General features: G+C 49.9%; 20 protein-coding genes. All 20 read right to left on the reverse strand.

The window, feature by feature from the left end; genetic code table 11:
- Nucleotides 1-83: 83 nt before the first annotated feature.
- The 20 genes from FC47_RS07290 to FC47_RS07385 all read right to left on the reverse strand — a co-directional run bounded on the left by FC47_RS07290 (nucleotide 84) and on the right by FC47_RS07385 (nucleotide 23078).
- Nucleotides 84-944 carry an NAD(P)-dependent oxidoreductase gene (locus FC47_RS07290; RefSeq protein ID WP_056968510.1) on the reverse strand — a complete coding sequence of 287 codons (861 nt, stop codon included), beginning with the start codon at nucleotides 942-944 and terminating at the stop codon, nucleotides 84-86.
- 149 nt (nucleotides 945-1093) lie between these two features.
- A complete protein-coding gene (gene ribF, locus FC47_RS07295; protein WP_056968511.1) occupies nucleotides 1094-2068 on the reverse strand; it encodes a riboflavin biosynthesis protein RibF in 975 nt (324 codons plus the stop codon).
- A 9-nt stretch (nucleotides 2069-2077) separates the two neighbouring features.
- Nucleotides 2078-2971 (reverse strand): tRNA pseudouridine(55) synthase TruB, encoded by an 894-nt coding sequence (gene truB, locus FC47_RS07300; RefSeq protein WP_056968512.1) that lies wholly within the window; start codon nucleotides 2969-2971, stop codon nucleotides 2078-2080.
- A gap of 67 nt (nucleotides 2972-3038) precedes the next feature.
- The gene (gene rbfA, locus FC47_RS07305; RefSeq protein WP_006499123.1) at nucleotides 3039-3398 is read right to left on the reverse strand and encodes a 30S ribosome-binding factor RbfA; all 360 of its coding nucleotides are present in this window, start codon (nucleotides 3396-3398) and stop codon (nucleotides 3039-3041) included.
- A 25-nt stretch (nucleotides 3399-3423) separates the two neighbouring features.
- Nucleotides 3424-5622, reverse strand: a complete 2199-nt coding sequence (gene infB / locus FC47_RS07310; protein ID WP_056968513.1) for a translation initiation factor IF-2 — start codon at nucleotides 5620-5622, stop codon at nucleotides 3424-3426.
- 18 nt (nucleotides 5623-5640) lie between these two features.
- Nucleotides 5641-5967, reverse strand: coding sequence for a YlxQ-related RNA-binding protein (locus tag FC47_RS07315; RefSeq protein WP_056968514.1), 327 nt, complete (start codon nucleotides 5965-5967; stop codon nucleotides 5641-5643).
- The gene (gene rnpM, locus FC47_RS07320; RefSeq protein ID WP_033935056.1) at nucleotides 5967-6263 is read right to left on the reverse strand and encodes an RNase P modulator RnpM; all 297 of its coding nucleotides are present in this window, start codon (nucleotides 6261-6263) and stop codon (nucleotides 5967-5969) included. The genes FC47_RS07315 and rnpM overlap by 1 nt, the downstream gene beginning before the upstream one ends.
- Before the next feature lie 65 nt (nucleotides 6264-6328).
- The gene (gene nusA, locus FC47_RS07325; protein ID WP_006499127.1) at nucleotides 6329-7552 is read right to left on the reverse strand and encodes a transcription termination factor NusA; all 1224 of its coding nucleotides are present in this window, start codon (nucleotides 7550-7552) and stop codon (nucleotides 6329-6331) included.
- A gap of 15 nt (nucleotides 7553-7567) precedes the next feature.
- Nucleotides 7568-8065 carry a ribosome maturation factor RimP gene (gene rimP / locus FC47_RS07330; protein WP_006499128.1) on the reverse strand — a complete coding sequence of 166 codons (498 nt, stop codon included), beginning with the start codon at nucleotides 8063-8065 and terminating at the stop codon, nucleotides 7568-7570.
- Nucleotides 8066-8260: 195 nt separating this feature from the next.
- Complete coding sequence (locus FC47_RS07335) at nucleotides 8261-12598, reverse strand: PolC-type DNA polymerase III (protein ID WP_033935055.1); 4338 nt, start codon at nucleotides 12596-12598, stop codon at nucleotides 8261-8263.
- Nucleotides 12599-12693: 95 nt separating this feature from the next.
- Nucleotides 12694-14436 (reverse strand): proline--tRNA ligase, encoded by a 1743-nt coding sequence (locus FC47_RS07340; protein ID WP_006499130.1) that lies wholly within the window; start codon nucleotides 14434-14436, stop codon nucleotides 12694-12696.
- Between the two features lie 51 nt (nucleotides 14437-14487).
- Complete coding sequence (gene rseP, locus FC47_RS07345; protein ID WP_056968515.1) at nucleotides 14488-15762, reverse strand: RIP metalloprotease RseP; 1275 nt, start codon at nucleotides 15760-15762, stop codon at nucleotides 14488-14490.
- Nucleotides 15763-15787: 25 nt separating this feature from the next.
- Nucleotides 15788-16576: a phosphatidate cytidylyltransferase gene (locus tag FC47_RS07350; RefSeq protein WP_048345196.1), complete on the reverse strand. Its 789-nt coding sequence runs from the start codon at nucleotides 16574-16576 to the stop codon at nucleotides 15788-15790.
- Nucleotides 16577-16592: 16 nt separating this feature from the next.
- Nucleotides 16593-17363, reverse strand: a complete 771-nt coding sequence (locus FC47_RS07355) for an isoprenyl transferase (RefSeq protein WP_393959846.1) — start codon at nucleotides 17361-17363, stop codon at nucleotides 16593-16595.
- A gap of 192 nt (nucleotides 17364-17555) precedes the next feature.
- Complete coding sequence (gene frr / locus FC47_RS07360) at nucleotides 17556-18119, reverse strand: ribosome recycling factor (RefSeq protein ID WP_048345197.1); 564 nt, start codon at nucleotides 18117-18119, stop codon at nucleotides 17556-17558.
- Nucleotides 18120-18122: 3 nt separating this feature from the next.
- Nucleotides 18123-18845, reverse strand: a complete 723-nt coding sequence (gene pyrH, locus FC47_RS07365) for a UMP kinase (RefSeq protein ID WP_006499135.1) — start codon at nucleotides 18843-18845, stop codon at nucleotides 18123-18125.
- An 85-nt stretch (nucleotides 18846-18930) separates the two neighbouring features.
- Nucleotides 18931-19806, reverse strand: coding sequence for a translation elongation factor Ts (gene tsf / locus FC47_RS07370; protein WP_006499136.1), 876 nt, complete (start codon nucleotides 19804-19806; stop codon nucleotides 18931-18933).
- Nucleotides 19807-19912: 106 nt separating this feature from the next.
- Nucleotides 19913-20704, reverse strand: a complete 792-nt coding sequence (rpsB, locus tag FC47_RS07375; protein ID WP_033935051.1) for a 30S ribosomal protein S2 — start codon at nucleotides 20702-20704, stop codon at nucleotides 19913-19915.
- 167 nt (nucleotides 20705-20871) lie between these two features.
- Nucleotides 20872-21870, reverse strand: a complete 999-nt coding sequence (locus FC47_RS07380) for a D-2-hydroxyacid dehydrogenase (protein WP_033935050.1) — start codon at nucleotides 21868-21870, stop codon at nucleotides 20872-20874.
- A gap of 209 nt (nucleotides 21871-22079) precedes the next feature.
- Nucleotides 22080-23078 carry a D-2-hydroxyacid dehydrogenase gene (locus FC47_RS07385; protein WP_006499141.1) on the reverse strand — a complete coding sequence of 333 codons (999 nt, stop codon included), beginning with the start codon at nucleotides 23076-23078 and terminating at the stop codon, nucleotides 22080-22082.
- Nucleotides 23079-23160 lie beyond the last annotated feature (82 nt).

The raw sequence follows: 23160 nt of genomic DNA on the forward strand, positions 1-23160 counted from the left end.
CTCTTCTAAGCAATTTCTAATTTCGTTGTAATCATACTATAATGATCACCACTGATTGTCAACCATAAATTGAGATTTTTTTGCTAATTCCACCATAACTTGATCAAAGCCTGCGTGCCATCATTGCCCAGCTGTTTTTCATCAACCAGAATTTCATACAGACGCGCGGCTTCCTTAGTCGCCGGCAACTCTAGCTTCATCCGCGCAGCCTCGTCAAGCGCAATTCGCAGATCCTTCAAGAAATGCTTGGCGAAAAAGCCCGGCGTAAAGTCGTTTTTAAGAATACGGGGCGCATAGTTGTCCAGACTCCAATTGGCCGCGGCACCCCCACCGACCGTCTTGATCACCGTTGCCAGATCCAGACCGGCAGCCTTAGCATACGCAAGCATCTCGCACATTCCAGTCATCGTTCCCGCGATCATGATCTGGTTGGCCATCTTGGCATGCTGACCACTGCCGGCAGGACCAAACCAGTTGACGTCCTGACCAATCTGTTTAAACAGCGGCGTTAAATATTCGCAATCAGCCTTTTGACCACCCACCATGATCGTCAGCGTGCCGTTTTTTGCTCCCAGATCACCGCCCGAAACTGGTGCATCCAAAATATGCACGCCAGCTGGAGCCGCAGCGGCAATTCTTTGGTCCAGAGCTGGCCGACTGGTGGTCATATCAATCAGGTACTGACCAGCAACTGCTCCGCTCAACAAACCATCTTCGCCAAAATAGATCTGCTCAACGTCTTTTGGATAGCCAACGATTGACATCACGACTTCACAGTTCTGCATTGCCAAAGCCGGCGTGTCATACCATTTTGCGCCCAGGTCCAAAACTTTTTGAGCATGCTCCTTAGTTCGATTATAGATCTGGACTTGATTGCCCGCCTTGAGCAGATTGGCAATCATCCCAGTTCCCATCACACCGGTTCCAATAAAGCCAATTTTCATCGTATCACCTCACGATTGATTTGCGTTTATTTTAACACGCTGCTGACTTAAAATTGGCAGTTCTTTTTTGATCAATTCCAAGCCATTCCACCCGCCTGCAGGCAATAAAAAACGGTGCCGGTAAAAAAGCGGCACCGTTTGCTTTTAATTTATTGCAGAATCTGACCTGGCAGAGCCTTGAGATTTTGCAGCGTCAGTTCCGAATGATGCTGATCAAGCCGCATCTGCGCAATCAAGTCATCCACACTGTCAAACTTGACCTCGCCGCGCAGTCGTTTGATCCAGCGCACCTGCACGTTTTCGCCATAGATCAGCTGATTAAAGTCAAACAAATTGATTTCAAGCGTTTTCTCATTGTGATCGCCAAACGTAACGTTGCGACCTACGCTGGCCATCCCATCATACCAGCGTTCGCCGATTTTAAGCTGAACAACGTACACACCGATTGCCGGCAGCCATTCCAACTCAGGCCAGGCAACGTTAGCCGTGGGAAAACCCAGCGTCCGGCCCCGCGCAAAGCCATGCACGACGACACCCGAAGTCTGGTAGTAGTATCCTAAAAGCTCATTGGCCGATTGCACATCGCCAAGCTCAAGCAGCTCTCTGATACGCGTTGAACCAACCTTATGATTATCCTGCAGCGTCATTTTGTCAACGATTACTACCTCAAACCGTCCCTGGGCAAAGTTCTTTAGCTGCGCCATATTGGCCACGCTGGGATCTGCTCCATAAGTATGGTCATAGCCAGCTACGGCAACCTGCGTATGAAAGCCTACCAGATATTGATCCACAAACGTCTGCGGATCTAAAGCCGACAGTGCCGAAGTAAGATTAACCAGATAAACGCGATCGACTCCCAGCTGCTTTAGCAAATCCAATTTGCGCGGCAGCGGCGTTAGATAATGAACGCCGCCAGCTGGATACTGCTGATAGACGATCTCAGGCCGATGATCATAAGTCAAGATGGCTAGCGGCAGCCCTTTTTCATCAGCAATGCGACGCGCCGTTTTGATTACCGCCTGGTGGCCACGATGAATGCCATCAAAAAAGCCCATTGCCAAAACAACTGGTCCAGCTGGTATCAACGCCGGATCAAATGGATGATGAATCTTAATAACCTGCATCTATCCCACCTACTTTGTCGACAGCATCTTCAGCGGTTTATAGAGCTGATCTTTTGCCTGATACAGTGCCTTGACCTCGCCTTGATAAGTCAGCGCGATCTCAGGTTCTTGGGTGTTCAGACCGCTCAGCCAGCCGCCATTTTGAACCTTTTTCCATTGCGCTTCCGTCAATTCAAGATGTGGATAGTTCTGCAAGGCATAGTCCATTGGATAGACATAGCGATTCATAATCTGGGCTTCCATGGCATCTTGAATATCGCTTAGACTCAGGGTCTGATCCAATTCAAAGCCGCCACTCTTAGTTCGTGTCAGACTGCTCATTACGCCAGGATAGCCTAACTTTTCTGCCAGATCATAGGCCAATGTCCGCACGTAGGTTCCCTTGCTGCAGTCGACCACAAAACGAATCCGCTGCTGCTGCTTTTTTTCATCATAGCTGGAAGCCGTCATTTCAAAGCGCGCAATGTGAACGTGACGCTTGGGACGTTCAACGGTTTCGCCAGCGCGGGCATATTCATAGAGCTTCTTGCCATTAACCTTGATTGCCGAATACATCGGCGGAATCTGAACAATGTCACCGGTCAGCTCCTGCATGGCCTGCTTGATCGTGTCTTCATCAATTGGTGCCGTGACTGGCTTTTGGGCCACGACTTCGCCATCCAGATCTTGAGTCGTCGTCGCCTGACCAACTAAAAGCTCGCCAACATATTGCTTACCCGAGGCCATCAAAAACTCAACGACTTTGGTAGCCTGACCCACGCAGATCGGCAAGACGCCATCAACGTTTGGATCCAGCGTTCCTGAATGACCGATTTTTTTCGTGTGCAGAATTCGCCGCAACCGACTGACACAGTCAAAGCTGGTCATGCCGCGTTCTTTGTACAATGGAATAATCCCGTCCAAAAATTTCACCGCTTTCATTTTTTGAAATAATAAAAGGGGGCCGCAAGCTGGGCTCCCTTTTAACTGATTATCGCTCCTGCTTGTGCAGCTGGTTGATCAATTGGTCGATCCGACTGCCATAAGCAACCGATGGATCACGCTTAAACGTGAGCTCTGGAGTCTTGAAAATGTTAAGACGACTGCCCAGTTCGCTGCGAATCAGCCCTTTTGCCTTGTCCAGACCTTGTTGAGCCTTCTCGCCATCGCTGGCCTTGTCAGACAGCAGGCTGTAGTAGATCGTCGCCTGCTGCAGGTCGCCCGTAACGTCAACGCCCGTGATCGTGATGTCTTGAACTCGTGGATCACGCACGCGCTTTAAGAGGATGTCATCAACTTCACGCTGAATCTGTTCAGCCAGCCGATCCACCCGATAGCGTTTATTTGGCATGTTTTTCTCCTTTAGCGACTAGAAGCTACTTAACGGGAACTTCCTTCATCTGGTAAGCTTCGATAACGTCGCCTTCCTTGATGTCATTGTAGTTTTGAATTGTCAGACCACATTCATAGCCCTGCTTGACTTCCTTGACATCGTCTTTGAAACGCTTCAGACTGCCCAGTTCGCCTTCGTAAACGACCACGCCGTCACGAATCAGGCGGACCTTGGAATCACGCGTAATCTTGCCGTCGATGACCATCCCACCGGCAATCGTACCAATCTTGGAAGCCTTGTAGATTTGCCGAACTTCAACCTGACCAACCGTTTCTTCCTTGTAGACAGGTTCCAGCATCCCTTTCATGGCATCTTCAACTTCTTCAATCGCGTTGTAGATGACCCGGTGCAGCCGGATATCGATGTTGTTTGATTCAGCCATGGACTTGGCCAGTGGCGTAGGGCGCACGTTAAAGCCAATGATAACGGCATTGGAAGCCTCGGCCAGCGTGACATCGGATTCAGAAATGGCACCAACGGCCTTGTGGATGATGTCAACGCGAACGCCGTCAACCTTGATCTTTTCCAACGACTGAGCCAGGGCTTCAACGGAACCTTGCACATCGGCCTTGATGATAACCGGCAGCGTCTTCATCTGACCCTTCTTCATCGTGGCAAACAAGTTGTCCAGCGTAACATGACTAGTCTTTTGCCGTTCTTCAACCAAGGCGCGCTTTGCCCGTTCCTCACCAGCTGCGCGGGCCGTCTTTTCATCGTCAAAGACTACGAAGCGATCCCCGGCTTCTGGCACGTCGTTTAAACCAGTGATCTCAACTGGCGTAGATGGCGTAGCTTCCTTGATGCGGCGACCGTTTTCGTTGGTCATCGTCCGGACGCGGCCAAACGTGTTGCCGACAACGATTGGGTCACCGACATGCATCGTACCTTGTTGAACCAGCAGCGTGGCCACGGGACCGCGACCTTGATCCAGCCGGGCTTCAACAACAGAACCCGCGGCATTTTGATCTGGATTGGCCTTCAATTCCATCATTTCGGCCTGCAGCAGAATCATGTCGAGCAGTTCATCGATGTTCTTGCCAAACTTAGCTGAGATGTTGACAAAGATCGTGTCGCCACCCCAGTCTTCTGGAATCAATTCATACTGGGCCAGTTCTTCGATAACCCGGTTTGGATTGGCACCTGGCTTGTCGACCTTGTTAACGGCGACGATGATTGGCGTGTGGGCAGCCTTGGCGTGGTTGATGGCCTCAACCGTCTGTGGCATGACCCCGTCATCGGCAGCTACAACCAGGACTGTGATGTCGGTAATGTTGGCACCACGCGCCCGCATTTCGGTAAAGGCGGCGTGACCTGGCGTATCCAAGAACGTGATCAGCTTGCCATTGTAGTCAACCTGGTAGGCACCAATTGCCTGCGTGATCCCACCGGCTTCAGAATCCGTAACGTGGGAGTGACGGATCTTGTCCAAAAGCGTTGTCTTACCGTGGTCAACGTGACCCATAACCGTAACGACTGGTGGCCGCGATACCATGTGTTCCGTATTTTGGTTTTCTTGATCAAAGAATTTGTCCAAGTCGGCAATGTCTTCTTGAACCTTTTCCTTAGCTTCGATGCCATAATCAGCAGCCAAAAGCTCAATCGTGTCCGTATCCAGGGATTGGTTTTGGTTAACCATGACGCCAAGCATAAACAGCTTCTTGATGATTTCAGCTGCTGGGCGGTGCAAAAGCTTAGCCAGATCCTGCGCGTTCATGCCTTCCGTGTATTCAAGAACATCTGGCAATGGACGATCCTTACGCTGAGTTGGCTGCTGCTTTTTCACTTCGCGCATCCGTTGATTCTTGTTGTGCTTGTTGTTTTTATTGCGACGATTCTTCTTGTTGTTCTTGTTTTTGTTAAAAACGTGAACGCCACGGCCATTGTCATCATTGCCGCCACGGTTGTTGTTATTGTGGCGATTGTTGTTTTGAGACTGCTGACCTTTTTGCGGACGGCTGTTGTGTTCTGGGCGCTTTGGCTGTTCCTGCTTTGGCTGACTGGCCTTGGCAGCGGCTGGCTTATTGGTACCCTTGGCCATGCTGCGTAGACGGTTGGCTTCTTCTGAGGTCACGGAAGACATATGACTTTTCACCGTGATTCCCTCCTTTTTGGCCATATCCACCAAGTCCTTGCTTGGCATTTTCAGCTCTTTGGCTAGTTCGTAAATTCGTTCTTTGGCCATCGAATCACGCTCCTTTATTTATTTTGTTGTTTCTTCAGCGTCGTTTGACAGTTCGATCATGCGCTTGGCAAAACCGGCCTGTTCAACGGCAACCACCGTTCGTGCCTGTCCAATCGCCTGACTTAGCTCGGCTTTATTGAATCGACAAATCAGTGGAATTTCATAATAATTACACTTATTGATAAACTGCTTGACCGTGGAATGACCGGCGTCAGTTGCCAAAAAAACCAGCTTGGCTTGATGATTGCGGATCGATTTTAAAACCAATCCTTCCCCAGCCGTAATCTGACGGGCGCGCCGGGCTAATCCCAAAAGGTTCAAGATCTGCTGTTCTGAAGCTGTCATTAAACGTGACCGAACAGCTTGATCCGTTCCTGCAGGTGATCAGCATAGTCAATCAGCTGATCATAAAAGGCATCATCCAGCTTAACGCCGAATGCCTTGTCAAAAGTGCGTTCCTTCTTTGCCCGCGTGGCAATCTTTACATCCGCGGCAATGTAGGCGCCGCGACCAGCCTTTTTACCGGTTGGGTCCACGCTGACTTCATCTTCTTTGTTGCGCACCACGCGAATCAGCTCTCGCTTGGGCATCATTTCGCCGGTAACGATGTCTTTGCGCATCGGTACTTTTCTCTTTTTCATTGTTTCACCCCGCTGCTCAATTTATTCCATTCAATCTTGCTTCAATTTCTTTTTCTATTGTAGTCTTATTCGCCATCCATTGCATCGTTTTGAGCATCGTCAGCGAAATCATCAGTTTGATCTTCGACAGCCGGTGCCTCGCTGGATGGCTTGATGTCAATCTTGTACTTGGTCAGCTGAGCAGCCAGACGAACGTTTTGACCACGCTTGCCGATTGCCAGCGACAACTGATCGTCCGGTACGTAGACCGTGCAGCCATGATGAACCTTGACGATCTTGTTGCCTTCGTGATCAACGCTGCCCGTATCCTCTTCTTCACCGTTGTTGTCGTCAAAGTCCAGGCGGTCAACCGTAGCTGGCTTCAAGGCATTCTTGATGAAGATCGCTGGGTCAGAGCTGTATTCGATGATATCGATGTTTTCGCCGCCCAGTTGGTTGACGATTGCCTGAACCCGGGCGCCTCGTGGACCAACACAGGTACCAACCGGATCGATGTTCGGGTCTTTTGAAGCTACGGCAACCTTGGAACGATCGCCGGCTTCCCGTGCACTGCCCTTCCATTCGATTGGGCCGTTTTGTTCCTTGAGTTCGGGAACCTCTTTTTCAAACAAGCGCTTGAGCATGCCTGGATCCGTCCGGCTTACCAAGACCAGCGGACCACGGTATTGACGCTTTTGCGTGCCATCTGGCTGCTGCATTGGCTTGGCATCGGCTACCTTGTAGATGTAGACCTGGACGCGATCGTGAATCCGGTACTCTTCGTTAGGCATCGTCTGACGCTTGCTCAAGCCGGCTTCCACACCATCGCCAAGGTCAATGTAGATAAAGCGGTTGTCTTCACGAGAGACTTCCCCTTCAACCAATTCATTCAGCATTTTGTCATACTTGTTGATGACCCGGTCGCGTTCAGCCTCACGCAGTTTTTGCAGGACGATGTTTTTAGCCGTTTGCGCTGCCAGGCGGCCAAAGTCATGCGGCGTCACTTCTTCTTGGAAAGTGTCGCCCAGGCTGTAGCCATGGCTCTTTTCCCAGGCATCGTGCAGACTGATTTGTTCTTTAGGGTTTTCAACTTCGGCCACGACCGTCTTGTCAGAAAAGACCTTGAACTCACCCGTGTTTTCATCGATCTTTACTTCAACGTTGCTGGCGTTGTAGTTGGTCTTGTAGGCCTTTTCCAAAGCATCCGTCAATGCTTCGATAACGACTTCCTTCTTGATGCCCTTTTCCTTTTCCAGGACGTTCATGGCATCAAGCAGTTCTTGTGCTTGCTTTTGCTTCTTAGTGCTCATTTTGCTGCTCCTTTATTAAAACTTGATTGCTAAGCGAGCCTTGGCAATTTTTTTACGATCCAGCGTAATCGTCTTGTGTCGCGTCTTATCCAAATAATCCAAGGTTAAGCTGTCAGGCGTCAGATCAGTCATCGTACCCTCATAGACCTTGCGGCCGTCAACTGCCTGGTACAGTGAGACATGAATATATTCGTTCAGTGCCCGCTGATAGTCGCTTTCCTTTTTTAAAGGCCGTTCCGCACCTGGTGAAGATACTTCTAAAAAGTATGCCTGGGGAATCGGGTCTGGGTCGGCATTATCCAGCGCCTCGCTCAGCTGATCGCTAACCGTGGCACAGTCTTCCAGCGTAATGCCGCCGTCTTTGTCGATGTAGACTCTTAAATACCAGCTTTGTCCTTCTTTGACAAATTCGATATCATACAGCTCAAAGTCATGCTCGGTCAAGATCGGCTCAACCAGCTTTTCGACCGCGTCAACCACCGTACTGCTCAAATCCGCCACCTCCAATTTCATTGCAATAAAAAGAGCGAGCATTGCTGCTCACTCCCTAACGAGTTATTCACTATAGATAGTATAGCATCTTTATTCTGGCTTAGCAACCATGAGCAGCATTTGCCCACTGATCAGACTAAAATCAGGATCGTAAAAACCAGCCTGAAACTTATTTGATCAGATTACCAGCCATGGCAGTCAACGATTCAGCCGCGGCTAAAACAGACTAAGCTGATTTTCATCCGGCAGATCGTCTAAGACGTGGTTGGCCGTCATGAACTGAATCAGCGTCTGCGAGACCTTTCCCCGCTCAGAAAGATCCTCTTTGGAAAGGAATGGCCGTTGTGCTCGAGCAGCAACGATCTGCTTGGCAACGTTGACCCCCAAACCAGGAATCGCTCTGAACGGTGCAATCAGTGAATCACCGTCAATCAGCCAGTCAGTGGCATCGGAACGGTTCAGATCAACCATTTCAAAGTTGTAGCCCCGCTCCAGCATCTCGTTGGCCAGCTCCAGAATCGTCAGCAGGCTCTTGTCCTTGGCACTGGCCTCATTGCCCTGGTCATTGATCTGCTGCATCCGTGCTTTGACGGCATCCTTACCATGAGCCATAGCCACGACGTCAAAGTCATCCGCCCGCACGGAAAAGTAGCCCGCATAATAAACCAACGGGAAGTAGACCTTAAAGTACGCAATCCGCAGCGCCATCAAGACATATGCCGCCGCGTGCGCTCTTGGGAACATGTACTGAATCTTCAGACAAGAATCCAGATACCATTGCGGCACGCCAGCCTGCAGCATTTTTTCCTGCCATTCATCTGGAATCCCGCGCCCTTTACGCACGTGTTCCATAACCTGGAAGGAGGTTTCTGAATCCAGACCATAGTGAATCAAGTCGGTCATGATGTTGTCACGACAGCCGATAACGTTGGCAATCGTGGCCGTGCCGTTTTTGATCAGTTCCTGGGCATTATCCAGCCACACGCCAGTCCCGTGCGAAAGGCCAGAAATCTGCAGCAGCTGCGAATAGTTCTTGGGGTGCGTATCATCCAGCATTCCCCGTACGAACCGCGTCCCGAATTCCGGCAGCCCCAAAGTTCCCGTCTTGCTTTGGATCTGTTCTTCAGTAACGCCTAAAATGTCAGGACTGGAGAACAGACTCATCACGCCTGGATCATCCATTGGTATCGTTTGGGGGTTGACGCCTGAAAGATCTTGCAGGAACCGAATCATGGTCGGATCATCATGTCCCAGAATATCCATTTTCAAAATGTTGTCATGAATCGAATGGAAATCAAAGTGCGTGGTTTCCCAGGCCGCATTTTGATCATCGGCTGGATACTGTACCGGCGTAAAGTCGTAGATACTCATGTCATCAGGCACGATGATGATTCCAGCCGGGTGCTGACCAGTCGTTCGCTTAACGCCGGTCGCGCCTTTTGCCAAACGGTCTTCTTCGGCGCCTCTAAACTGCTGCTCGGTGTCGCGCTCAAACGCCTTGACGTATCCATAGGCAGTCTTATCGGCCACGGTTCCAATCGTCCCAGCTCGATAAACGTTCTTTTCGCCGAACAGCACCTTCATATAGTTGTGCGCGATTGGCTGGTAGTCGCCAGAGAAGTTCAGATCGATATCGGGAACCTTATTGCCCTTAAAGCCAAGGAAGGTCTGGAAAGGAATGTCGTGACCATCTTTGATCATCAAAGTACCGCACTTGGGACAGTCTTTGTCAGGCATATCAAAGCCCGAGCTGTACTCACCTTTTGTGTAGAAATGGCTGTATTGACAGTTGGGACAGCGATAGTGCGGCGGAAAGGCATTGACTTCCGTGATCCCTGCCAGATTAGCCACGACTGATGAGCCGACCGATCCCCGCGAGCCAACCAGATAGCCGTCTTTATTGGACTTGGCTACCAAACGCTGGGCAATCAGATAAATAACCGCGTAACCATTGCCGATAATTGAGTTGAGCTCCAGTTCGACCCGATCCTTAACCAGTTTTGGCAACGGATCGCCATACCAGGCATGGGCCGTATCCCAGGTTCGCTTGGCCAGTTCCTCGTTGGCGCCCTTCATGTTCGGCGTGTGCAGCGAGTCTTGCACTGGCCGCATCTCATCCATTTCAGCAGCCAGCCGATTGGTATTTTCTACCACGATCTCATGCGCCTTTTCTTCGCCCAAAAACGCAAACTGCTTGAGCATATCATCAGTCGTGCGGAATGGAACGTCAGGTCGGCGCGTGCGGTTAAGCGGATTGGCGCCACCTTGAGAATTGATCAGAATGTGACGATAGATCTTGTCTTCTGGATTAAGATAGTGCGCGTCGCCAGTTGCCACGACCGGCTTGTCCAGATCTGCTCCCAGCTTGACCATGTTTTTGATGATGTCTTCTAGATGCGCGGTATTTGAGATGATCTGCTGCTCGATCAAAGGCGCGTAGTTAGGCTTGGGCTGCACTTCAATAAAGTCATAGTACTGCGCTTTTTGCTTGGCATCCGTATACCCCTTTTCCATCATCGCCGTAAAGACCTCGCCTTTTGAACAGGCCGTACCGATCAGCAGGCCATCGCGATAGTGGTCGAGCACGCTGCGCGGAATCCGCGGCACCCGATAGAAGTATTTGACGTTGGCCAACGAGACCAGTTTGTAAAGATTCTTCAGCCCCGTGTGATTCTTGGCAAAAACAGTGGCATGAAACGGTCGGCCATGACGATAAGCGCCATTGTCTGACATATGCTTGTTCAAGTCATCAACGTATTTGGCATCGTAGCGCTTCTCGGCATCTCTTAAAAAGATGTGCAGCAGATGTCCCGTTGCCTCGGCATCATGATCGGCCCGGTGGTGATGATCAAGACCAACCTTAAACTTGCGGCTCAGCGTATCCAGCGTGAACCGGTGCATTTCTGGATGCAAGAAGCGCGCCAGCGGCAGGGTATCGATAACCGGAGCCGTAATGCGCGGCAAGCCATCGCGTTCATAACCGGTATTCAAAAAGCCCATGTCAAAGCTGACGTTGTGCCCAGCCAGCAGACAGCCTTCACAAAAGTCCTGGAACATCTGAAAGACCTCAGTTTCCGATTTGGATCCCTTAACGTCCTCATCAGTGATCTTGGTCAGTTCCTTAGTCTGTTCAGAAAGCGGAAAGCCAGGGTCAATAAACTGATTAAACGAGTCCAGCACCTCGCCATCCCGCATCTTAACGGCCGACAGCTGGATCACCTTGTCATAGATGGCTGAAAGTCCCGTCGTTTCCACGTCAAAGATGACATAGGTATTGCCTAAAAGCTCATCATGGTTTTCGTTATAGACCAGCGGAATCCCGTCATCAACGACATTAGCCTCGACCCCATATAAAATCTTGATCTTGGCATTGCCCTTTTTGTCGTGGCTGGCATTAAACGCTTCGGGGAACGCCTGGACGCCGGCATGATCGGTGACCGCGATTGCCTTCATTCCCCATTTTTCTGCCTGTTTGATGTAATCAGAAATCGAGTTGGTGGCATCCATCGTGCTCATCGTAGTATGCAGATGCAGTTCAACCCGTTTCTCGCCTTCTGCAGTATCTTTTCTGGCGGGATGACTGACCTGCTGGATGGCATAGGCCATGATCGTCAAATCACGCATGTAGGTATCTTCTTGAACCGGACCGCGTGCCTTGATCCACTCGCCTTCTTTGATTGCCGCAAACTTGGCCTCGTCTTCCTTGTTGTTGGAGAACTTCTTAATGGCAAACGATGACGTGTAGTCGGTTACTTCTAAAATCAGCAATTGCCGGCCACTGCGCAGCTCACGGACTTCTTTTGAAAAGACATAGCCTTCCACGACCACGTTGCGCTCTTCTTCAGTAATCTCAGCCATCCGTCGTACCGGCTCTTTGGGATTGATCGGCTTGCCAATGACCAGGGGACCATCGCCCAGATCAGGCAGCGCGGATTCCTGCTGCTTTTTTTCGGTCTTTTGCTGCTGCAGGCGCTCCATGGCTTTTTTAACCAGCTCCTGGTCCTGCTGCTGCTGTTTGGCCTTGAGTTCCTTGATCTTTTGCTCGGAAGCTGACTGATCGACCAATGGATGAATCCGAAACTGTGGAAAACCGACTTTTTGATAGCCTTCTTCAATTGCACTTAAAAGGTTCTTGACGAAAAAGTCTTTGATGGCCTCGTTTTCCAGCAGCAGCTGCACTCGGTTACCATCGACTTCAGGAATCGTCTTGGCGCAGACCTCGCGTGCCATTGGGGATTCACCGACTTCGGCATCGACTACGTATGACCAATAGTCGCCGATCGCCTTAGCATCCAATTCATCAGTCGGCGTATCGATTCTGACTTTGGCATCCACGCCCGCCAGCTCGCGAAAACTGATCTGCAAAGCTGAGACGAACTGGCGAAACAATTCATAAGGCATTACCTTGCGCAGGACGATATCAAATTCCCAGCACTTGGACTTGCGGTGAACGATTACCTGCTTGATCTTGCCGTCTTTAAAAGCAGGATCGTCTTTAGCCATGTTCAGCTGATCCAGCAAGTGCTCAAACAGTTCATGTCGTGATAACTCCACTCCAATGCTCCTCTCTGATTTCATTAAAAAAAGCGGCTAAAAGCAGAATCTATTCTACCTTTAAACCACCTTTTGTAAAGTCTGCCGCTCAATAATTAGTCAGCGGCTGTCTCGGTAGCTGGCGTCAGCTGCTTAAGCAAAATGCCAACCGTGTTTTCAATTTCTTCCTGCTTGATCTCAATCGTCTCGCCGGTCTTGCGGATCTTGACCTCAACGATCCCTTCACTGGCTTTCTTGCCGACCGTAACCCGCAATGGCAGGCCAATCAGATCGGCATCGGCAAACTTAACGCCGGCCCGTTCCTTGCGATCGTCGAGCAGTACTTCATAGCCAGCTGCTTCCAAAGTTTTGGTGATGCTTTCGGCCATCTGCATCTGTTCTTCGTTTTTAGCGTTAACCGGAATTACATGCACGTCAAATGGCGCGATGCTGTCCGGCCATGCCAGCCCATGTTCGTCAGCCGTCTGTTCGGCAACCGCCGAGAGCAGCCGTGAGACGCCGATGCCATAGCAGCCCATTACCATATCGGTTTGTCGGCCGTTTTGATCCAGCACCTGCGCGCCTAAGATCTTGGAATAATGCGTACCAAGCTTGAAGATGTGTCCCAGCTCGATCCCACGCGTAAACTTGATTGGCTGACCATCTGGCGCGATTTCGCCTTCTTGAACGTTACGGAAGTCGCCGAACTCATCAACGCGGAAGTCGCGATCCAAATTGGCGTTGACGTAGTGGAAGCCGTCTTCATTAGCACCGCAGGCCATGTTGACCAGAACTTTGACGTAGTTGTCGGCCAGGATCTTGACTTCTTCACCCACGCCAACGGGGCCAAGCGAACCAGGATGCGCACCCAGGTATTTTTCCGCATCTTCTTCAGTGGCCAGACTAAGCTCTTCGCAGTCCAGCGCGTTTTCGACTTTGGTTTCGTTGACCTCGTCATTGCCGCGCATCAATACCAGTACCGGCACCGTTTCTTCTTCATCCATCTTAGCCATGTACAGCATCGACTTGATGATCTGACTGCTTTCCAGCCCCAGACTTTCGGCTGCCTCATCAACGCTGTGCGCGCCTGGCGTAGCCTGTTTTTGCAGTTCAGCCGGATCAGCCGTCTGCTGTACGCCGACAAACTTGCTCGTGGCTTTTTCCAGGTTGGCAGCATAGGTTCCATCCGTGTAGGCAATCGTATCTTCCCCAACCTCAGCTGGTGCGGAGAATTCCTGGGAGTTCTTGCCTCCCATCGTACCAGAATCAGCCAGGATCACCTTGTAGTCCAGGCCAATCTTGTCGAAGATATTGCGGTATGCCTTAGCCTGCAGGTTGTATGCCTCATCCAGACCTGCTTGATCAGCAGAGAAGGAGTAGCCATCCAGCATTTCGAATTCCTTACCCCGCAAAATACCGTAGCGTGGCCGATCCTCATCACGGAACTTGTCTTGCAGCTGGTAGACGACTAAAGGCAGCTTCTTATATGACTGCACGCTGTCACGCAAAATACTGGTGATCGTTTCTTCATGCGTTGGTCCCAGGATAAATTCACGATCGCGGCGGTCCTTGAGCTTAAACAGGTTGTCGCCATAGCTTTCGTAGCGGCCCGACTTCTTCCACAGATCAGCAGGCAGCAGTGCCGGCAGCATCATTTCAACGGCACCAGCCTTGTCCATTTCTTCGCGAATGATGTTTTCAACCTTGCGAATCACGCGGTAGGCCATTGGCAGATAAGCCCAGACCCCGGCAGAGACCTGATAGATGTAGCCAGCCCGCACCATCATCTTATGACTGAGCGCTTCGGCATCAGCTGGTGCTTCTTTTTTGGTAGGAATCAAAATCTTTGATTGCTTCATAATTTAAAAAAATACTCCTTTGAACGGCTTCATGAAACGGAGCCAAGATTTTTAATGAATAAAGTAGCGTTGAATATCGTTCCAAGTAACCAGAATCATCAACAGCATCAAAAAGGCAAAACCAATAATCGTAACGATCCCCTCAGCTTTTTCGGGAATCGGCCGCCTGATGACCGCCTCGATAATGTTCAATAACAGCTTACCACCATCAAGAGCAGGAATTGGCAGCAAATTGACGATTCCCAGGTTGATCGACAAGAGCGCCAGGAAATTAAGCACGCCATTGATCCCCAATGCAGTCGCCTGCGAGGTGCCGGCATAGATCGCGACCGGTCCACCTAAGTCGTTGAGGCTAAAGCCATGTGTAAACATGTGACCTAAGACGCTGAAAATCAGAGTACCGGCCTGGACGAACCGCTGCCAGCCAAACATGATTCTTGATTTGGCATCGGTTTTTTGTTCTTCAACAATGCCGACCTGTCCAACTGTCTCATTCCCCTGCTTGACCTTTTTAGGAGTCATCGTCGTGGTATGCTGATGGCCATCGCGCTGATACTCAACCGTCAGCTTTTTGCCGGGATTGCCCGAAATTTCAGTTACCAAAGCAGTCCAGTTCTTGGTTTTTTTACCATTGATCTCAGTAATCCGATCACCAGTCTGCAAACCTGCCTTAGCCGCTACCGAGTCAGAACGAACCGCGCCCAGTCGATTGCTGTTGGTGGGAATGCCGCTGAGCGTAAAGCCCAGAATAATAAAGACGAGCAAAGACAGCAAGAAGTTGTTGAACGGCCCCGCAAAGTTGGTCAGCATCCGGTTGCCCAGACTGGCGGAACGAAACTGCACGTCCTTAGGCGCGATCTGAACAACGGTACCATCATTTTCGATAATCGTAGCGTCATGGTCGACAGCGTATGTTTTGACCGTACTCTCATCGCCATTGACATACCCTTTGATCCATAATCCTTCATTTAGGTCATGATCAATCAGCTGCAGCGGAATCCCTTGAAACATCGTGTTTTTATCACTGGTATTGATGCTGGTGACTTTTTGCTGGTCATTTAGCTGAATGGCAACCGGCGTTCCGGGACGCAGCGACTCCTCATCTTCCTCATCAGCACCTGCCAGCCGGACATACCCGCCCAATGGCAGAATCCGGATCGTATAGGTCGTGCCGTTTTTGCGATGCCACCAGATCTTAGGACCCATGCCAATCGAAAATTCACGAACCAGAATTCCAGCCCGCTTGGCAAAGTAGTAGTGGCCATATTCATGCACCAAGACCAGCAGTCCAAAGACAATAATAAAGGTAATAATCGTTAATATCACAGAATCGCCTCACCTTTCGGCCAGCTTAGATAATCCCCAGCAGGTACAGAGCCGGCATGACCAGCAGCATGCTGTCAAACCGGTCTAAAATACCACCATGGCCAGGCAGGATCTTACCGGAGTCCTTAACGCCGTAGAATCGCTTGAGTGCTGATTCGACCAGGTCGCCGAATTGACCCAGAATCGAGAGCAGCAGCGTCAAAAAGACCATCAAGCCCCAGTTGTGATAGCCAACTGGGAAGAAGTAGAGGTAAACGGCCAGAACCACCGTGGCCAAAAGCGTGCCGCAGATTGAGCCTTCCCAGGTTTTATTCGGACTAACGCGCGGTGCCAGCTTGTGCTTGCCCAGCTTGCGGCCAAACAGATAGGCGCCACTGTCAGTCAGCCAGACGATCAGCATGGCATACAGAAGCGTCGTAAAGCTGACGGCCCGGGCTGCCAAGAAATTGTTAAAGCCAATGCCGATGTAGAGCATGCCCAAAGCCAAGACGCCGGCATCGTCAAAGCTGAAACGCTGTTTATGCACAACCGTATGCAGCAATAAAAGCAGCACCATTACGTACATGGCAAACAGCCGCGTAATGTGACTCGGCAAAAAGTCCAGCCAGCTGTTGGGCAGGACCATGATTGCCACGCCAATGTAGCTGACGATCGCTGGAAAAGACGTCAAAAACATCTTTTTCATGCTCAGAATCTCGCCCATTGCGATCATGCCTAAGACAACTGCCGCAATCGTTAATGGCCAGCTGCCGTAGACAATCAGTGGAATAAAGATCGCCAAGGCAACGACCGCCGTAATAATCCGTGTTTTCACTAATCTTCACCCGTTTCTATTTATTTACCAAACCGCCAAAACGACGGTGCCGCCCTTGAAATTCAATCAGGCAGCGTTTGAGCGTCTCGCCATCAAAGTCTGGCCAGTGTTCCGGCACGAACAGCAGCTCACTGTAGGCAATCTGCCAAAGCATAAAGTTCGAGATCCGCTCTTCGCCGCTGGTCCGAATTAAAAGATCAGGATCGGCAAACTCGCCCAGCTGTGCTGACATCAGATGTCCGCTGATCGTATCTTCAGTGATGGAAGCAGGATCAAGTTCGCCAGCTGCAGCCTGTTGCGCGATTGACTGCACGGCCCGTTTGATTTCATCACGCGCACCATAGTTAAGCGCGAAGTTTAGAATCATGCCGTCACAGTCCTTGGTATCTGCCATTGCATCGTTAACGGCTTTTTGCGTTTTTTCTGGCAGCTTGGTGATATCGCCCATAACCGTTACCTTAACGTTATGCTTAACCAGATCTGGCACAAACGTATTAAAGAAACGAATCGGCAAATCCATCAAGTAGCTGACTTCGCTTTCTGGCCGTTTCCAGTTTTCAGTTGAAAAAGCGTAAAGCGAGAGTACTTTTACGCCAAGGTCGCTGGCAGCAATCGTGACTTTCTTCACCGTCTGCATGCCCTGCTTGTGACCCGCCACGCGAGGCAGGTGTCGCGCCTGCGCCCAGCGGCCATTGCCATCCATGATAATGGCGACATGAGCTGGGATGCGGGACATATCCAATTGCGGCTCGTCTGCCGCCTGGTGATTCTTGTTAAACAAGAACAACCCTCCATTTCCGCATTGTTTTTAATTGCAACACTTTTCATTTTACCAGAAATCTAGGCCTGACTCTACATTTGTCACCAACTATGCATAATATTAAGCCAGATTTTAACAGATCAAGCGCGGCCCTCAGTAAAAATAAAAAGAAACCAACGCGAAGTGCGCTGATTTCTCTTTCGAATTAGAATATAGAACTTAACCTTCCATTAGTTCTTTTTCTTTTTCGTCGGCAATCTTTTCCAGGTTCTTGATTCCTTCATCGGTTTCTTTTTGAACCTTATCTTCCAGCTTGTGGAATTCGTCATCGTTAAAGTCGCCGTTCTTGTTGCCTTTTTTCAGATCGTCCATGGCTTCACGACGCACGTTACGAACCGCAACCTTGGCCTTTTCCAGTTCCGCCTTGACCTGCTTGACCAGTTCCTTACGGCGTTCTTCAGTCAGCTGTGGAATTACCAGCCGAATTGCCGAACCGTCGTTTTGTGGCGTCAAGCCCAGGTTGGAAGCATAGATTGCCTTTTCGATTTCGCCAAGCAGACTTTCATCGTATGGCGAGATCAGTAGCTGTCGTGCTTCTGGAATCGTAATCGAAGCAACCTGGTTTAAAGGCGTTGGCACACCATAGTACTCAACCTTGACCGAGTTGAGAAGACTGGCGTTGGCACGACCGGCCCGAATGTCAGCCAATGCCCGCCGCAGCGCGTCACCAGACTTGTTCATCTTTTCTTTAGCTTCTGCTAGGATTTGTTTACCATCAGCCATTATTTATTCCCCCTCAATCGTGGTCCCAATCTCTTCGCCCTTAACGACACGCACAATGTTGCCAGGCGTGTTCAGATTGAAGACTACCAATGGAATGTGATTGTCCATTGACAGCGAGCTGGCAGTGGAGTCCATCACTTGCAGGTGTTTGTCCAAAATGTCCATGTGCGTCAGATGATCAAACTTAACGGCATCCTTGACCTTGTTTGGATCAGCGGAGTAGACGCCGTCAACGCCATTTTTAGCCATCAAGATTGCATCGGCATCCATTTCGGCAGCCCGCAATGCAGCCGTCGTGTCAGTCGAGAAGTACGGTGAGCCCGTACCAGCAGAGAAGATTACCACGCGACCCTTTTCCAGGTGACGAATGGCCTTGCGACGAATGTATGGTTCGGCAATCTGACGCATTTCAATGGCCGTTTGAACTCGTGTTGGCACCCCAACTGATTCCAGCGCATCCTGCAGCGACAGACCGTTCATGATCGTCCCCAGCATGCCGATGTAGTCAGCTTGAGCACGTTCCATTCCCATTTGTTCGCCGGTAACGCCGCGCCACATGTTGCCACCGCCGCAGACGATGCAGACTTGAACGCCCAAATCGCAGACCTGCTTGATTTCTTCAGCGATCTTCTTGATTACCGGTGGATTGATACCAAAGCCTTTTTCGCCCGCCAAAGCTTCACCACTGAGCTTCAAAACGATCCGGTTGTATTTTACTTTAGACATTTGAAATTCCTTCCTGCTATGCATGATTTTGCAAAAAAAGCGCACCGATGTCATCGACCAGTGCGCAATTTCGTCAATTAACGAATTACTTCAGTTGTTCCTTGACTTCAGCAGCCAGGTCGCTTTGCTTCTTTTCGATACCTTCACCGACTTCGTAGCGGATGAAGCTCTTCAGCTTGCCACCCTTGGATTCAACGTATTCAGCAACCGTTACGTCTGGGTCCTTGACAAAGTCTTGGTCTGCCAGGCAGATTTGGGACAGGAACTTGTTAAGACGGCCTTCAACGATCTTGTCAACGATCTTTTCAGGCTTGCCTTCGTTCAGCGTTTCTTCCTTGAAGACTTCGCGTTCGTGAGCCAGACGATCAGCTGGAACTTCTTCGCGCGTCATGAATTCTGGATTAACGGCAGCAACGTGCATGGCAACGTCTTTAGCCGTTTCTTCGTCAGCGCCTTGCAGAACGACCAGCGCAGCAATCCGACCGCCTTGGTGCAGGTAAACACCAAAGTTGTCGCCGTCTTCCTTGTTAACAAAGGCAAAGCGACGCAGAGAAACCTTTTCACCAGTCTTTTGAGTCGTGGAGATCAGGTCATCGTTCAGCGTACCGTTGGCCGTCTTGGAAGCCAAAGCAGCGTCCAGGTCAGCTGGCTTGTTTTCCAGCAGCACCTTGGTAACGTCAGCCAGTGATTCCTTGAATGGGTCAGAGGCAGCCACAAAGTCCGTTTCTGAGTTCAATTCAACGATAACTGCCGTGTTGCCGTCAACAGCAATGTTGGTCAGACCTTCAGCAGCGATGCGGTCGCTCTTCTTGGCAGCCTTGGCAATCCCCTTTTCACGCAGCCAGTCCATTGCCTTGTCCATGTCGCCATCACTGGCAACCAGGGCCTTTTTAGCGTCCATGATTCCGGCACCGGACTTCTTCCGCAGTTCCATTACTTGCTTAGCTTTGATTTCAGCCATGAGTACGTCTCTCCTTAAAAATAGTTGTTTTTAATGAAAAAGGCTGTTTTGCGCTTAGGCCAAAATGGTCCAAACTGCAAAACAGCCCAAGCGTTAACTAATTTGGTTAGTTGTTGCCTTCAACGCTGTTCTTCAGATTTTGCAGATCGTCTGAAGAAACTTCCTTTGGTTCGTCAGCAGCTTCAACGACTGCTTCGGCTTGCTTGGCATCGTCTTGGCCTTGCTTGCCTTCGATGACAGCATCTGCCATCTTAGCCGTGATCAGACGAACGGCACGAATAGCATCATCGTTGGATGGGATGATAACATCAACATCGTCAGGGTCAGTGTTGGTGTCAACCATGGCAACGATTGGAATGTGCAGCTTTTGAGCTTCCTTAACAGCGATTTGTTCCTTGTGTGGGTCCACAATGTACAAAACGTCTGGGATGCGTGGCATGTCTTCAATACCGCCCAGGAAACGTTCCAGCTTTTCGCGTTGCTTAGTCAGCACGGAAACTTCCTTCTTTGGCAGTACGTCGAACGTACCGTCTTCGCTCATCTTCTTCAATTCCTTCAGGCGAGCAATCCGAGATTGGATCGTCTTCCAGTTGGTCAGGGTACCACCCAGCCAACGGTGGTTGACGTAGTATTGACCTGCACGCACAGCTTCTTCTTCAACAGAGTCTTGTGCTTGCTTCTTAGTACCAACGAACAGAACAACGCCGCCCTTAGCAGCAACGTCCTTCATGTAGTCGTAGGCAGTGTCGATCATCTTGACCGTCTTTTGCAGATCGATAATGTAGATGCCGTTGCGTTCCGTAAAGATGAATGGCTTCATCTTAGGGTTCCAGCGACGAGTTTGGTGACCAAAGTGGACACCGGCTTCAAGCAATTGCTTCATGCTAACAACAGACATGAATCATACCTCCAAATAGTTTTTTCCTCCCTGTCGTTCATCTGTCAGGGGCACCAATTGGCACTTCCTCTGACATCCCGCCAGGTGTGAATTGGGCATTTAGCACCGACTGATAGTATACAAAAAAAGGCTTGCCACCGCAAGCCTTTTTTCTTCAATTATTTGAATTAGTCAAACTTAACCAGCTTATCAGAGGTCCCGGTTTCAATCAGGTCCTTGTTGGCTGACAGACTGAATTTAACCATGTTCTGAACGGCAATGTTGGTGTAGAAAGCCGTGTGTGGCGAAATCAGAACGTTTTCACGCGAATTGAGATTCCAGAATTCTGGATAGGTCATGTTCTTGCCCACCATATTGTGGTTAAAGACTTTGGTTTCGTCTTCCAAAACATCCAATGCTGCCCCGGCAACCTTGCCAGAATCAAGCGCATCGATCAAGGCCTGCTCGTCAATCAGTGGACCACGCGATGCATTGACGATAAAGACGCCATCGCGCATCTTATCGAAGGCTGCTTTGTTCAGCATGTGCTCGGTTGATGGGAACAGCGGAATATGCAGCGTAACTACCGTTGCCTTGGCATAGAGCTCATCTAAAGTGTCAACGTAGAGACCTTCTTTTTCCAGTTCAGGATTGTGATAAACGTCATAGGCGATTACTTTGGCGCCAAAGCCCTTGTAGATATCGATTGCAACGCGGCCAATGTGACCAGTCCCGATAACGCCGACCGTCTGCTGGTTCAGTTCTTGAGAAATCTGTGGGGCCCAGCGGAAGTCGCCACGTTCAAACTTGTGGAAGTATTCCTTAGTCCGCCGCAGCAGGTTCATCAATTGCGTAACGGAAAATTCCGCGATGGCTGCTGGTGAATATACCGGTACGTTGGTAACCTTAAACCCATACTTCTTAACCGTAGCCGGGTTCATGTTGTCAACCCCAACGTTGCGCAGTGAGACATTGTGAATGCCATAGGAGTCCAGCTTTTCAAAAACCGTGTCCGTGTATGGCTTTTGCTGATAGACAACAACGCCATCAAAGCCCTTGGCCATTGCGACCGTTTCATCATCCAACAGCTGGTCGGTGATTTCAACGTCAACTTCTGGATTTTCTTGTTCCCATTCCTTAACGAAAGGTTTTTCATCTTCACGAATACCGTAAGCTAAAATCTTCATTGATTTCATACCTCCGATTGGCTTAGTTATTTTTCATCGTGTCTCTAGTATACCCCAAAAGCTCACAAGTAAACAAATTTCCTGATGATCGTTTATGAAAGCCGTATCAATGCGTCCGAAATACCAAGAAAACGCTTCTAGATACCCGATTAAAGCCGAATTGATTGCTCAAAAAAACACGATGTCGCTAAAACACCGTGTTTCGTTTGTTATGCCAGACTGACCATTTTATCGCTGGCCCCCGTTAAAATCAGCTCCCGGTTGGCATCCAGGCTCTGCTCAACCATATTGCGCACGGCTTCATCGGTATAAAAAGCAGTGTGAGGCGTAATCAAAACGTTCTCGCGCTGATTCAAATCGTCAAATGCCGGATAGTTGGACGGCTGATTGGCCATATCCTTGTTAAAGATCTTGGTCTCATCTTCCAAGACATCCAAAGCCGCGCCGCCAACCTGACCACTGTCTAGCGCCGCAATCAAGTCCTGCTCATCAATCAAGGAACCCCGCGACATGTTTACGATCAAGACGCCTTTTTGCATCTTGGCAAAAGCATCCCGATTGAGCATGTGGTAGGTTGACTTAACGGCTGGCACGTGCAAAGAGATCACCGTCGACTCTTTATACAGCTCATCTAAAGAATCAGTAAACACGCCAGCCTTAACCAGATCTGGCTTGGGACGGTGATTGTAGACCATCACGCGGGCACCAAAGCCGCGGCAGATATGCGCCATTACCCGGCCAATGTGACCAGCCCCGACAATGCCGACCGTCTGTTGATTAAGCTCTTTAGAAATATTGGGAGCCCAGCGATAGTCGCGCTTGGCAAACTTAGCCTGGTACTCCTTGGTCCGCCGCAAAAGATTCAACAGCTGCGTGACGCCAAATTCAGCAATCGCAGCTGGCGAGTAGACCGGCACGTTGGTAATCTTAAAACTGTATTTAACAGCAGCCTCAACGTCAACGTTATCAATACCGACATTGCGCAATGAAAGGTTGTGAATGTTCATTTCATGCAGCCTTTTTAAAAGATCAGCCGAGTAGCTTTTCTGCTGGTAGGCAACCACGCCATCGCAGCCCCTGGCCAGTTCAGCCGACTCAACGTCCAGCAGCTTGCCGGTACAGACCAGTTCCACATCTGGATTGGCCCATTGCCAGTTTTCGACATAAGGGCGTTCGTCTTCACGAATCCCGTACGCAATAATCTTCATATCTCAAATTCCTCCACTACATAAACAAATCTTTATCTCCAAAAACCGATTATACAGACAGATTTGCTTGAATGGAAGAATC

Origin of the sequence: Limosilactobacillus mucosae DSM 13345, from assembly GCF_001436025.1 — a bacterium.
Classification (GTDB): Bacteria; Bacillota; Bacilli; order Lactobacillales; family Lactobacillaceae; genus Limosilactobacillus; species Limosilactobacillus mucosae.

Excerpts from the sequence above, each read along its gene's own strand:
- FC47_RS07290 (WP_056968510.1), bottom strand. The coding sequence starts at position 944 with ATGAAAATTGGCTTTATTGGAACCGGTGTGATGGGAACTGGGATGATT.
- ribF (WP_056968511.1), bottom strand. The coding sequence starts at position 2,068 with ATGCAGGTTATTAAGATTCATCATCCATTTGATCCGGCGTTGATACCA.
- rbfA (WP_006499123.1), bottom strand. The coding sequence starts at position 3,398 with ATGCCAAATAAACGCTATCGGGTGGATCGGCTGGCTGAACAGATTCAG.
- infB (WP_056968513.1), bottom strand. The coding sequence starts at position 5,622 with ATGGCCAAAGAACGAATTTACGAACTAGCCAAAGAGCTGAAAATGCCA.
- FC47_RS07315 (WP_056968514.1), bottom strand. The coding sequence starts at position 5,967 with ATGACAGCTTCAGAACAGCAGATCTTGAACCTTTTGGGATTAGCCCGG.
- rnpM (WP_033935056.1), bottom strand. The coding sequence starts at position 6,263 with ATGAAAAAGAGAAAAGTACCGATGCGCAAAGACATCGTTACCGGCGAA.
- nusA (WP_006499127.1), bottom strand. The coding sequence starts at position 7,552 with ATGAGCACTAAGAAGCAAAAGCAAGCACAAGAACTGCTTGATGCCATG.
- rimP (WP_006499128.1), bottom strand. The coding sequence starts at position 8,065 with ATGAAATTGGAGGTGGCGGATTTGAGCAGTACGGTGGTTGACGCGGTC.
- FC47_RS07340 (WP_006499130.1), bottom strand. The coding sequence starts at position 14,436 with ATGAAGCAATCAAAGATTTTGATTCCTACCAAAAAAGAAGCACCAGCT.
- frr (WP_048345197.1), bottom strand. The coding sequence starts at position 18,119 with ATGGCTGATGGTAAACAAATCCTAGCAGAAGCTAAAGAAAAGATGAAC.
- pyrH (WP_006499135.1), bottom strand. The coding sequence starts at position 18,845 with ATGTCTAAAGTAAAATACAACCGGATCGTTTTGAAGCTCAGTGGTGAA.
- tsf (WP_006499136.1), bottom strand. The coding sequence starts at position 19,806 with ATGGCTGAAATCAAAGCTAAGCAAGTAATGGAACTGCGGAAGAAGTCC.
- rpsB (WP_033935051.1), bottom strand. The coding sequence starts at position 20,704 with ATGTCTGTTGTTAGCATGAAGCAATTGCTTGAAGCCGGTGTCCACTTT.
- FC47_RS07380 (WP_033935050.1), bottom strand. The coding sequence starts at position 21,870 with ATGAAGATTTTAGCTTACGGTATTCGTGAAGATGAAAAACCTTTCGTT.
- FC47_RS07385 (WP_006499141.1), bottom strand. The coding sequence starts at position 23,078 with ATGAAGATTATTGCGTACGGGATTCGTGAAGACGAACGCCCTTATGTC.